The following is an 11,643-nucleotide window of genomic DNA, read 5'->3' as shown; positions in this document are numbered from 1 at the left end:
TGTCACTCTCCAAGGGGATGCTTGTGGGCTCGGGATTGCAGCTCAGAGGCGGCCACACGGGCGGCGGCGAGGTCCCATGCGCCCGTGCCCACGCTCTTGAACACGAAGGGGGCGGGCGTTCCCGGTCCGTCGCGCAGCAGGCTGGCCAGCGAGCGCAGGCGGTCCCAGGCGATGCCGGCGCGCAGCAGGTCGCCGGCCTCGTGGCGCGCGCCCTGGGGGTCGTCGCAGAACAGCGTGCTGCCGGCCAGTGTCGCGGGGCCGATCTCGGCCATTTCGGGCCGGAAGGCGCCCACGCCGATGACCAGGCGGCCCGCACGGGGTTTGTCGTCGTAGACCGGTTCGGTGCTGGTGGTCACGGTGATCACCACGTCCACGCTGTCGGGGATGGGGCCGTGCAGGGGAACGATGCGGTCATGGACGGCCCCCAGGCTGTCGCAGAACGCCTGGGCCGATGCCGGGCTGCGGCCGCGCACGCGGATGCGCGCCTGCGGGTGCAGGCAGGCCAGCGCCTGCACATGGTGGCGCGCCTGGGTGCCGGTGCCGATCAGGGCAATGTCCTGCGGTGGCCCAGCCGCCAGGGCGCGCAGGGCCAGCAGCGTGATGGCGGCTGTGCGCCGGCCCGTGACCTCGGGGCCGTCCAGCGCGAACAGCGGCCTGCCGGTGCGGGCGTCGCAGGCCGTGACCAGCCCGTGGATGGTGGGCAGACCCAGGCGTGCGTTGCCCGGTTGCACGCAGACCAGCTTGTGCACGCCCAGGTCCGCGGCGGTGGCGGGCATGCTCAGCAGCACGCCGCCCTGGCCCAGGGGCATGGCCGCGCGTTCGGGGCTGAGGATGGAGCCAGCCTCGTACTCGCCGGCCGCCTGGGTCAGCGTCTGCAGGAGGGCCGGATAGCCGAGCAACTGCGCTGTGCGGGCCGCGTCGAAAACCTGGAAGGGACCGGTGCAAGCAAAGGGCGTGGTGTCCATGGGCAAGGTTCCGCAAGGAGGTTCAAACGCGCCGGATGTCCGGCGCCAAGGCCTGTACACGCAGCTGGCGCGCCTCCAGCACGCGTGCCAGCTGCGTGAGCGCGAAACACAGCACGAAATACATGCCGGCCAGCAGCAGGAACACTTCGAAGGGCCGCGTCAGCAGGCTGCTGTTGACCTGGGCGGCGGCATAGGTCAGCTCGTGCACGCCGATCACATAGCCCAGCGAGGTGTCCTTGATGGTGGTGACGAACTGGCCCACCATGCTGGGCCGCATGCGGGTCAGCGCCTGGGGCAGCAGGATGCGGTGCATGCGCAGCCCGTAGCCCATGCCCAGGGCGGCGGCGGCCTCGGCCTGTCCGCGCGGCAGGGCCAGCAGGCCCGCGCGCACGATCTCGGCCAGATAGGCGGACTGGAAGACCACCAGCGTCGCGGCCATGGTGGCAAAGCCTGCCACGGGGCGCCCCAGCAGCAGGGGCGCGATGAAGTAGACGCCGAAGACCAGCATCACCAGCGGAATGCTGCGCAGCAGGTGGCATGCGGCCTGGGCAGGGTGGCGCACTGCGCCGCGCGGGCTCAGTTGTGCCAGCGCCAGCAGCACGCCCAGCGGAAAGGCCAGCCCTATGCCGATCAACGACAGCGCCAGGGTGGCCGCCAGGCCGCCCAGCGGCCCGTGCGGATAGGCCCCGATGAGCAGCAGCAGGCCGTGGTCGCGCAGGATGTCGGCCATGGTTCAGCGCTCCCCGGGCCGCAGGCGGCGCTCCAGCCAGGCGGCCGTGGCCAGCAGGCACAGCGCGACGGCGGCATAGAGCGCGGTGCTGATGCCGTAGGTCTCGAAGATGCGGAAGCTCTGGTTGGCGATCTCCTTGGTGGCATAGGTCAGCTCCATGGCGCCGATGACCATGGCCAGGCTGGTGGTCTTGAGCAGCATCACGCCGGTGCTGGCCAGCGCGGGCAGGGCGGCGCGCAGCGCCTGCGGCAGGATCACGTGGCGCAGTGCGTCCAGGCGCCCCATGCCCAGGGCTAGCGCCGCCTGCATCTGCCCCGGCGCGATGCTGCGCAGTCCGCTGCGCAGGTCTTCCGCGACATAGGCGCCGTAGTACAGGCCGATGGCGATGGCGGAGAAGACGATCTCGCCATGGTGGTCATTGGCCCAGTCCTGCAGTCCCTGGGCCAGCAGGCTGCTGACGCCGAAGTACCACAGGAAGATGTGCACCAGCGGCGGTACGTTGCGCTGGAACTCGATGAAGCCGGTGACGGCGAGCCGCAGGGGCCAGGCTTGTGCCAGCCGCGCCAGGCACAGCGCGAGGCCGCAGGCCAGCGCCAGCATCCAGGCTGCCGCCGCCAGTGCCAGGGTGGCTGCGAGGCCGCGCAGCAGTTGCGGCCCATGCTCGATCAGCAGGGACATGGCGTTCCCGTTCTCCGCGTCGGGGCGACGCACCACATGCAAGCGACCATGGATTGCTTCCTTCGTGATGTCCTGATGCTGGTTAGAAATGGGACCGATTTGGTATGAATTGGTTTTTAAAAATACCAATCAATGAGCACTTTATGATCCGGTTCGACTATTGCAACAGGGTATCCACTGAGGTGTTCCGAGAGGGGGTTCATCATTGGCGCGACGGAAACGCTTGCATGGGCGCTAGACTGGCCGCCATGCCATCCACGAAAGGTGGTCTGGAAAAAGAACCATATGACCAACGAATTCCGCCCCAAGCAGGTCTATGAGCAGGTGGCCGAGCAGATCCGCTCAGGCATCGCGGGCGGCGCGCACCCCCCCGGTTCGCGCCTGCCGTCGGAGCGCGACCTGGCCCAGCGTCTGGGCGTGAGCCGCCCCGCGGTGCGGGAGGCCATCGGTGCCTTGCAAAACGAGGGGCTGGTCGTGACGCGCCCCGGTTCGGGCACCTATGTGGCCGAAGCCCTGCCGACGGCTGCGCCAGGCGTCGGATTGCCGCCGCAGCAGGCGGACTTCAGCCCGCTGAGCATCCTGGAGGCCCGCCTGCTGATCGAGCCTGCCGTGGCCCGCCTGGCCGCGCGCCAGCGCAGGCGCGATGCGCTGGCCGAGCACTACCTGGACCAGATGGGCGCGGTGCAGGACATCGGCGACCCGCAGCAGCAGGCGCTGTGGAGCGAGTGCGACCGCCTGTTCCACCGGCAACTGGCCGTCATGACGGGGCAGGCGCTGATGGCGCGCATCGCCGACGAGATCGCCGCCAGCATGGACCAGCCGCTGTGGCAGCGCCTGCGCGACGATGGCATCTACGAGGCCGAGCGCATCCGGCTGTATGTGGCCGAGCACCGGCTGATCTACGAAGCCATCGTCTCGGGCGACGAGGATGCGGCGGCCTTCTACGTGGAAGGCCACCTCAGGCGCGTGCGCAAGGACATCGCCACGCGCGAGTGAGGCAGGTCTACGCCGCAGCCGCCGCGCGCTGCAGCCGGTCGCGCACGCCTTCCCAGTCGGCGGTGTCGGGCGGGGTCTCGATCCAGATCAGCCGGGCGCCCAGCTCGTCGAAGTCGCGCAGCGTGCCGAACAGCTCGCGTGCGGCGCTGGCGGCATCGGCAGGCATGGCGCGCAGCGTGATGGCCGGCGAGGCGGTGCGCAGCGGCGCGCGGTGGTAGACGGCCAGGTGCTTCGCATCGGCGCCCAGCACGTCCAGGCCGGCCTGCAACTGCTTGGAGTCCATCAGGCGCACCTTGGCATTGGGCGCGTAGTGGGCCAGCAGCGTGCCCGAGGCGCGCGGCGTGTCCTTGAGCATTTCGTCCCTGGACAGCGGGCGCAGTCCGCAGGCGCGCTCGATGTCGTCGCGCGTGATGGCGCCGGGGCGCAGCAGCACGGGCACGCCGCGCGTGCAGTCCACGATGGTCGATTCAATGCCAACCTCGCAGGCACCGCCGTCCAGCACCAGCAGCGTGTCGCCGAACTCGCCGGCCACATGGGCCGCCGTGGTGGGGCTGACGCGGCCGAACTTGTTGGCGCTGGGCGCCGACACGCCCCAGACGGGCGGCTGCAGCTGCTGGCAGGCGGCCAGCACGGCATGGGCGACGGGGTGGGAGGGGCAGCGCAGGCCCACGCTGTCCTGGCCGCCAGTCGAGGCCCGGGCGGCCTGTGGCAGGCGCGGCAGGATCAGGGTCAGCGGACCGGGCCAGAAGGCGTCGATCAGCTGCTGCGCGAACAGCGGCACTTCACGCGCATAGCGTGTGATGGCGCCGCTGTCGGCCACATGCACGATGAGCGGATGGTTGGCTGGCCGGCCCTTGGCCGTGAATATCTGCGCGACGGCCGCGTCGTTGTCGGCATCGGCCGCCAGGCCGTAGACGGTTTCCGTCGGCAGCCCCAGCAGTTCGCCGCGCCCCAGCGCCTGCGCCGCGGCCTGGACGGCGTCCGGCCGGGTTCCATCGAGAATCATCGCGCGGCCTTCAGAACGGTGCGATGCCCAGGATGGCGGCGGCCTGCAGCGCCGTGGCGCGCACGGCCTCGGGCGTGGCGCCCGTGACGTTCAGGTGGCCCATCTTGCGGCCGCGCTTGGCGTCGTGCTTGCCGTACAGGTGCAGGTGGCAGCCGGGCAGGGCCAGGACCTGGTCCCAGGCGGGGGCCTGGGCCTCGCCGCCCTCCTTGAACCACAGGTCGCCCAGCAGGTTCAGCATGATGGAGGGGCTGTGCTGGCGCGGCTGCGTCAGCGGCAGGCCGGTCATGCAGCGCACCTGCAGCTCGAACTGCGAGACGTCGCAGGCGTTCTGGCTGTAGTGGCCGCTGTTGTGCGGGCGCGGCGCGATCTCGTTGACCACGAGCATGCCGTCCTGCAGCACGAAGAATTCCACGCACAGCACGCCCACGTAGCCCAGGCCGTCGGCCACGGACTGGGCGGCGGCCAGGGCCTGCTCGACCTGGGCCTGGGGCAAATTGCCCTCGTAGACCTCGGTGACGGCCAGAATGCCTTCGCGGTGCAGGTTGCGCTGCACGGGCAGGTGGACCATGGCGCCGTCGCGCCCGCGCGCCACGATGACCGAGCATTCGTGGGCCAGTGGCAGCATCTTCTCCAGCACGCAGGCCACGCGGCCCAGCCCGTCCCAGGCAGCGGCCAGCTCGGCGGCATTCTTCACGCGGACCTGGCCCTTGCCGTCATAGCCCATGCGCGCGGTCTTGAGAATGCCGGGCAGCAGGCTGGCGTGCACGGCGGCCAGTTGCTCGGGCGTCTCGATCACGGCATAGGGCGCGCAAGGCACGCCGCAGCGCACGAAGTGGGCCTTTTCCTGGGCGCGGTCCTGGGCGATGGCCACGGACGAGCCGGCCGGCGACACCGGCCGCTGGGCGGCCAGCAGGTTCAGCGCCGCAGCGGGCACGTTCTCGAATTCGGTGGTGACGGCGGCCGACAGGCGCGCCAGCTCGGCCAGGCCCTGGGGGTCTTCGTAGCCGGTGCGGATGTGGTGGTGGCTGACCAGGCCTGCGGGACTGGTCGGGTCGGCATCAAGCACGGCCGTGAAGTAGCCCATTGCCTGGGCCGACTGCACGAACATGCGGCCCAGCTGGCCGCCACCCAGAACGCCCAGCGTGGCGCCGGGCAGGATCACGTCGGCGTTCATGCGGCCACCGGGGGAAGCGTCATGGCGCGCGCCGCAGCGGTCTGCTCGGCGCGGAAGGCTTCGAGCCTGGCGCGCAGGGCCGGGTCCTCATTGGCCAGCAGGGCCACGGCGAAGAGGGCCGCATTGGCCGCACCGGCCGCGCCGATGGCGAAGGTGGCCACGGGCACGCCCTTGGGCATCTGCACGATGGAGTGCAGCGAGTCCACGCCCTGCAGGTGGCGGCTGGCCACGGGCACGCCCAGCACGGGCACCACGGTCTTGGCGGCGATCATGCCGGGCAGGTGGGCAGCGCCCCCCGCACCCGCGATGATGGCCTTCAGGCCCCGGCCGGCGGCGGCCTCGGCGTAGGCGAACATGTCGTCGGGCATGCGGTGGGCCGAGACGACCTGGGCTTCGTGGGCGATGCCGAACTGCTGGAGGATGGCAACTGCGTGCTGCATGGTCTCCCAGTCGCTGCTGGAGCCCATGACCACGCCGATCTGGATGGAGTTCATGTGGAGAGGGCGCCTGCGGCCCGGCCTAGTGGAACCCGCGATTTTACTTTTTTAGTCCGGATCGGCCCGCATCCCCGTCCTAATCACCGCACGGCCGTATGCTGCTCGCGCGCGAAACCGAGCACGCGCTGGCGGAAAACATGGGCCAGCCAGGCCAGGGCCAGTGCCACCTGCACCCCCAGCGACAGCCACAGGCCGGTGCCTGCAGGCCGGGCCAGGCCCGCCGCCAGCGGCTGGGCCAGGGCAGCGGCATCGGCGCCGGCCACGCCGAACACCAGCAGCGGCAGCACGATGTTGACGAGCAGCCAGGTCACGGCAAAGGCCGCCAGTGGCGACTTGATGCGCCCGGCCAGCAGCGAAAACCCCGTGGCCAGCGCCGCATCGCGCAGCAGTTGCGCCGTGGCCAGGGCTGACAGCTGTGCCGATCCGGGCAGGCTGGGCTGGCCGCCTGAGGGCCACAGAAGCCACAGCGCACAGGCCAGCGCGGCCAGCAACCAGCTCACGGGCCACAGCGGCAGGGCTTCGAGCGCACCGCGCCAGCGGCCCTGCAGAACGCACCACTGTACCTGGCGCCAGCTGCGCAGGCCTTCGTCCATGCCATGCAGGCAGACATAGGCGGTGCCGGCCAGCGCCAGCCAGGTGGTCCAGGCGAAGAAGGAGGCCGCCCCCGGGCCCGGTGCCGGGGAAGCTTCCAGGGGAATGCCTCCCAGGGCCAGGGCGGTCACGCACAAGCCCGCCGGCCAGGCCCAGGGCAGGGTGCGCACATCCAGGCGCGCGCACAGCAGCCGCCACAGGGCCAGCAGTCCCAGGCCCAGCGTGATGGCACCGAAGAGGTAGATGGCGCCGCGTCCGCCCAGCGGCAGCGACCACCAGAGCATGGAGCGGCCTTCTTCGTTCCATAGCTGTTCGGTCAGCCGGGCCAGGATGGGGCCTGGCAGCACCAGCACGAACAGCAGCGGGACCAGCACGAAGCGGATGCGCCGCGCGGGCTGCTCCTGCGGGCCCCAGCCCATGAGCACGGAGTGCATGCTCCAGGCCTGCAGTGCCAGCCCCCACAGCACGGCCTGCGCCACCGCGTGCACGCCCCAGGACAGCCCGCCCGGATGGGCGGCGGAGCCTGCCAGCACCGCCAGCGCGCACCACAGCATGTACAGCCATGCCTGCAGCGGTGCGCCCAGCAGCTTGCCCCAGGCCATCTGCCAGGGTGTCAGCGCCGACAGGCGCTGCCAATCCCAGGTGTGCTGGCGCGCTTCCTCGTTGAGGCCGCGCCCGGCCAGCACGCTGCCCAGGCCCGCCGCGGCGATCCACATGCCCACCAGGGAGGCGATCAGCAGCGTGTGCATGCGGTCGGCGGGCTGGACCAGGGCCAGCGGCGTGGCCAGGAGCAAGGCGGTGAGCAGCAGGCTCCATCCCAGTTGGGAGGGGCGCCAGTTGAGCCACAGCTGGCGCTGGAATTCGGGGTTGTGCGTCATGGCTGCTCCTGGGCGGCGGGCTGCGGTTGCGCGCCGCGCGCATAGCGGTCTTGCAGGCGCTCGCGCAAGGGGGTCAGGCTGGCGACCGGCAGGCCGGCCCGCACCAGGCGCGCCAGCAGGTCGGCGCGTTCGCGCGGTTCGCCGGGCAGCCACAGCCGCACGGGCCGGGCTGGCGTGATGGCATCCGGGGGCAGGGCCGCGTCGGGCAGCAGCAGTTGCAGGCGCTGTCGCAGATCGGCGTCCGTGGCGTCCGGCGCGGGTGCCAGCTCCAGCGCGTACAGGGCCAGCGGCGCACCCGCGGGGGCGGTGGGCGCGATGCCGGTATTGCCTTGCAGCGGCTCGTGGCTTTCCACGCGGCCGCCGCGCAGGCTCAGGATATGGGTGCAGTACTCGTCGAGTTCGCTCAGGATGTGGCTGGAGACGATCAGGGTCATGCCCTGGGCCTGCAGCTGGCGAAACAGCTGCGACAGGCTGGCGCGCGCCTCGGGGTCCAGGCCGCTGGCGGGTTCGTCCAGCAGCAGCACGCGCGGCTGGTGGACGATGGCCTGGCCTATGGCCACGCGCTGGCGTTGGCCCCGGGACAGCTCGGTGGGTCGGCGCTCCAGCAGTTCGGCCAGGCCCAGTTTTCCGGCCACATGGGCTGCCCGCTGTGGTGCCTGCGTGGTTTCCACGCCCATGGACAGGGCTGCGTACTGCAGGCAGCGCCGCACGCTCAGGCGGTCGTAGAGCCCGAAGAAGTCCGACAGATAGCCCAGGTGGCGGTGCACCTGGCGCGGCTGCTCCTGCACGGGGATGCCATGTACCTGGATCTGGCCCGACAGAGGCTGCTCCAGCCCGGCGATGCAGCGCATCAGGGTGGATTTGCCCGCGCCATTGGGGCCTACCAGGGCCGTGACGCTGCCCGCGCCGATCTGGACGCTGACACCGTCCAGCGCGCGGTGGCCCGGATATTCGAACACCAGCTGCGAAACCTTGATCACGGCGAGCCCTCTCTCGTTGTGGGCGGCGGCATCGCGCGCTCCAGCGCGCCAATATAGCCGAGCCCCCATCGCCACCGGGTGGCTTGAAATGCAGGCGCCGCACTCCCAACTGGGGTGGCTGCGGTCCATGGCGCCATGGCCATGGAATTGCTGGAGAATCACACCGTCCGCATCGGCGGCTAGCCGCCGCCGACCCCCGAACCGCCAAAAAGTCCGCGCGCCCTGGCCGCGCGCCTTGCCAGAGGGCCTGATCACATGATTGATGTCACCATTGAGAATTTCGAAGCCGAAGTCGTTGCCGCCTCCATGCAGGTGCCGGTGCTCGTCGACTTCTGGGCGCCCTGGTGCGGCCCCTGCAAGACGCTGGGCCCCATTCTCGAAAAGCTGGAAGTCGCCTATGAAGGCCGCTTCAAGCTGGTCAAGATCGACTCGGATCAGGAGCAGCAGCTGGCCGGCATGTTCGGCATCCGTTCCATCCCGACCTGCATCCTGATGATGGGTGGCCGCCCCGTGGACGGCTTCATGGGCGCCCAGCCCGAGAGCAAGCTGCGCGAGTTCCTGGACAAGCACCTGCCTTCCGAAGGCGAGCTGGCCGCCGAGGCCGAGGCCGACGAGGCACATCAGCTGCTCGAGGCCGGCGACACCCACGCCGCCCTGCAAAAGCTGGCCGATGCCCTGGCCGCCGATCCGAACAACGACGATGCCCGCTTCGACTATGTGCGCCTGCTGATCGCCACGGGTGGCTACGAGGAGGCGGGCGCCCTGCTGGTCGAACCGCTCAAGCGCATTCCCCAGCCCACGCGCTTCGAGGCGCTCAACCAGTGGCTGCAGTGCATGCTGTTCGTGCAGAACGACGAGCGCGGCAACTGGGAGTTCGCGCAGTTCGACGCCGCCATCGCGCAGAACAAGCGCGACTTCGACACCCGCTTCGGCAAGGCCCGTGCCCTGGCGGCCGAAGGCCAGTGGGCGGCCAGCATGGACGAGCTGCTGGAGATCATCATGCGCGACAAGGAATGGAACGGCCAGGCCGCGCGCAAGCTCTACGTGGGCATCCTGGAGCTGCTGACCCCTGCGAAGCCCAAGAAGCAGGATGCCATCCCCGGCAAGAGCAGCGGCGGCATCGAGCTGCTGGGCAAGGCCGGCGCCGAGCAGGACGAGGCCACGCAACTGGTCAACGGCTACCGCCGCAAGCTCAGCATGGCGCTGAACTGAGGCGGCAGCGCGCCCGCAATGCACAAGGGAGCCGTGGGCTCCCTTTTTGCATGTCATGCAGCGGCGGTTTCCTGCGCCTGGGCAAAGCGCATCAGCCCCCGCACCACGGCCAGCATGGCCGGATCGTCCCGCCAGGCGCTGCGGCAGGCCAGGCCCAGCGGTCGCGTCAGCGCCGGGCTCAGTTCGCGTTGCTGCAGCGTGCGGCTGATGGCGTCCATGGGCTCTTCGCGCGGCAGCACCGTAGGACCGTGGCCTGCGGCGGCCAGGGCGCGTATGCCTTCGGGAAAGCTCATCTCCATGCGCGGCTGGGGCAGCAGGCCGGCCTGGGCGAACCATTGGGACAGCAGGCGGTGCATCTGGGTGCCGGCGGCGAAGCCTATCCAGGGCTGGGCGTTGAGCCAGTCGGGCGTGATGTGTTCGGGCAAGGTCCAGCGGGGCGGTGCGAACAGCAGCATGGGGTCGTTGCGCCAGGGCAGCATGTCGAGTCCCGGCGGCACGGGCTGGGGCAGGCCGACCAGGGCCAGATCCAGCTGGCCGGCCGCCACGCGCAGCATGGCCTGGGCCGAGCTCACGACTTCCAGCCGCAGCTCCACGCCGGGCGCATGTTCGGCCAGCCACTGCAGCAATTGCGGCAGCAGCAGCGGGCTGACCCCGGCCGAGGCGCCCAGGCGCACGCTGGCGCCAAAGCCCTCGGCGCGCTTGCGCACCTGGCGCAGCAGGGCCTCGCTGTCGGCCAGCAGGCGGCGTCCACCCTCGGCCAGCAGCTCGCCGGCGGCCGTCAACCGTGCCTGGCGCTTGCCGCGTACCAGCAGTGGCGTGTCCAGGCGTGCTTCCAGTTCCTGGATGTGCAGGCTGACGGCCGGCGGGGACAGGTGCAAGGCCTGGGCGGCGGCGGCCAGCGTGCCCAGGTCGGCCACGGCCACCAGGGTCTGAATCTGGTCGAGGTTCAGGCGTCGCATCAGTTTTTCTGAAGATGATGTTCCAAAGATTCGACTTTATCTAATCTGACGGCGAACCCATCATCCCGTCCCGTATCAAGAACGGGACGGAGCCAAGGATGGAACTGAGCAATGCGGTGCTGGCCGCCGCCCTGGGGGCGGCCCTGATGAATGCGGGCTGGAACAGCGCGATCAAGCTGGGCGGCGACAAGATGGTCGCCATGGCGCTGACCACGGGGCTGGCCAGCCTGTGGTCGCTGCTGGTGCTGCCCTGGCTTCCCTGGCCCGCCATGGCGCAGTGGGATGCGGCGGTGTGGTGGTGGCTGGCGGCCTCGGTCGTGGTGCACACGGTCTACCACTTCGTGCTGCCGCATGCCTACCAGCATGGGGAGTTCGGCGTGGTCTATCCCGTGGCGCGTGGCAGCGCCCCGCTGTTCGTGACGCTGGGGGCGGCGCTGCTGGCTGGCGAGATGCCGGGAGCGCTGGGCTTGGCCGGTGTGCTGTGCCTGTCGCTGGGCGTGCTGGCGCTGTCGGTGCGCAGCGGCGCGGCCAGCGGCTTTCGGGGCAGCGGCTATGCGCTGGCGGCCGGAGCCATGATCGCCGGCTATACGGTGATCGACGGCATGGGGGCACGGGCCGCGGGCGCGGCCCTGGTCTATGCGGCGCTGCTCACGCTGGGCGATGGCGTGGCCACCGTGCTGATCCTGGCCTGGCGGCGCGGGCCGGCCGTGCTGCGCGCCGATGCGCGCACCTGGCGCCTGTGCGCGCTGGCCGCCGCCATGCAGGTGTCGGCCAGCTGGATGGCGACATGGGCGCTGTCGCAGGCGCCCATGGGGCTGGTGTCGGCGCTGCGCGAGAGCAGCGTGCTGTTCGCGGGCTGGATCGCCGCCTGGCTGCTGCGCGAGCGCCTGGGCCGCGTGCGCATGCTGGCCTCGGCCCTGGTGTTCGGCGGCATCGTGCTGGTGCGCTGGGGGAACTGAGCCCCCGCTGAGCACCCG

The 11,643-nt window shown here is 70.7% G+C and carries 12 protein-coding genes; 3 read left to right on the top strand and 9 right to left on the bottom strand.

All coding sequences use genetic code 11. The features are described from left to right. Nucleotides 1-2 precede the first annotated feature (2 nt). From lhpI to L1Z78_RS25865, 3 genes are read right to left on the bottom strand one after another with little or no spacing between them, the layout of a single operon-like run. Entirely contained in the window at nt 3-965 is a 963-nt protein-coding gene (gene lhpI, locus L1Z78_RS25875) for a bifunctional Delta(1)-pyrroline-2-carboxylate/Delta(1)-piperideine-2-carboxylate reductase (protein ID WP_234639183.1), read from the bottom strand. 22 nt (nt 966-987) lie between these two features. Continuing rightward, a complete protein-coding gene (locus L1Z78_RS25870) occupies nt 988-1,695 on the bottom strand; it encodes an amino acid ABC transporter permease (RefSeq protein WP_234639182.1) in 708 nt (235 codons plus the stop codon). Nucleotides 1,696-1,698: 3 nt separating this feature from the next. After that, on the bottom strand, nt 1,699-2,373 hold the full coding sequence (locus tag L1Z78_RS25865; RefSeq protein ID WP_234639181.1) for an amino acid ABC transporter permease: 675 nt from the start codon (nt 2,371-2,373) through the stop codon (nt 1,699-1,701). Nucleotides 2,374-2,658: 285 nt separating this feature from the next. Between L1Z78_RS25865 and L1Z78_RS25860 the strand changes: the two genes are divergently transcribed. After that, complete coding sequence (locus tag L1Z78_RS25860) at nt 2,659-3,369, top strand: FadR/GntR family transcriptional regulator (protein ID WP_234639180.1); 711 nt, start codon at nt 2,659-2,661, stop codon at nt 3,367-3,369. A gap of 7 nt (nt 3,370-3,376) precedes the next feature. Here the strand turns inward: L1Z78_RS25860 and L1Z78_RS25855 are convergent, their stop codons facing one another. From L1Z78_RS25855 to L1Z78_RS25835, 5 genes are all read right to left on the bottom strand, one after another. After that, on the bottom strand, nt 3,377-4,375 hold the full coding sequence (locus L1Z78_RS25855; RefSeq protein ID WP_234639179.1) for an L-threonylcarbamoyladenylate synthase: 999 nt from the start codon (nt 4,373-4,375) through the stop codon (nt 3,377-3,379). A gap of 10 nt (nt 4,376-4,385) precedes the next feature. Then, nucleotides 4,386-5,549: a 5-(carboxyamino)imidazole ribonucleotide synthase gene (locus tag L1Z78_RS25850; RefSeq protein WP_234639178.1), complete on the bottom strand. Its 1,164-nt coding sequence runs from the start codon at nt 5,547-5,549 to the stop codon at nt 4,386-4,388. Beyond that, nucleotides 5,546-6,043, bottom strand: a complete 498-nt coding sequence (gene purE / locus L1Z78_RS25845; protein ID WP_234639177.1) for a 5-(carboxyamino)imidazole ribonucleotide mutase — start codon at nt 6,041-6,043, stop codon at nt 5,546-5,548. The genes L1Z78_RS25850 and purE overlap by 4 nt, the downstream gene beginning before the upstream one ends. Nucleotides 6,044-6,126: 83 nt before the next feature. Further along, the gene (locus tag L1Z78_RS25840; RefSeq protein WP_234639176.1) at nt 6,127-7,515 is read right to left on the bottom strand and encodes a hypothetical protein; all 1,389 of its coding nucleotides are present in this window, start codon (nt 7,513-7,515) and stop codon (nt 6,127-6,129) included. Further along, nucleotides 7,512-8,495 carry an ABC transporter ATP-binding protein gene (locus L1Z78_RS25835; RefSeq protein ID WP_234639175.1) on the bottom strand — a complete coding sequence of 328 codons (984 nt, stop codon included), beginning with the start codon at nt 8,493-8,495 and terminating at the stop codon, nt 7,512-7,514. The genes L1Z78_RS25840 and L1Z78_RS25835 overlap by 4 nt, the downstream gene beginning before the upstream one ends. Before the next feature lie 255 nt (nt 8,496-8,750). On the opposite strand from L1Z78_RS25835, the gene trxA reads away from it, so the two are divergent. Then, nucleotides 8,751-9,707 (top strand): thioredoxin, encoded by a 957-nt coding sequence (gene trxA, locus L1Z78_RS25830; RefSeq protein ID WP_234639174.1) that lies wholly within the window; start codon nt 8,751-8,753, stop codon nt 9,705-9,707. A gap of 53 nt (nt 9,708-9,760) precedes the next feature. Here the strand turns inward: trxA and L1Z78_RS25825 are convergent, their stop codons facing one another. After that, entirely contained in the window at nt 9,761-10,666 is a 906-nt protein-coding gene (locus L1Z78_RS25825) for a LysR family transcriptional regulator (protein ID WP_234639173.1), read from the bottom strand. Between the two features lie 98 nt (nt 10,667-10,764). On the opposite strand from L1Z78_RS25825, the gene L1Z78_RS25820 reads away from it, so the two are divergent. Next, the gene (locus tag L1Z78_RS25820; RefSeq protein ID WP_234639172.1) at nt 10,765-11,625 is read left to right on the top strand and encodes a DMT family transporter; all 861 of its coding nucleotides are present in this window, start codon (nt 10,765-10,767) and stop codon (nt 11,623-11,625) included. The last annotated feature ends 18 nt before the right edge of the window (nt 11,626-11,643 follow it).

It is taken from the genome of Delftia tsuruhatensis, from assembly GCF_903815225.1.
Classification (GTDB): domain Bacteria; phylum Pseudomonadota; class Gammaproteobacteria; order Burkholderiales; family Burkholderiaceae_C; genus Comamonas; species Comamonas tsuruhatensis_A.
This window is presented reverse-complemented; position numbering and strand designations above follow the sequence as displayed.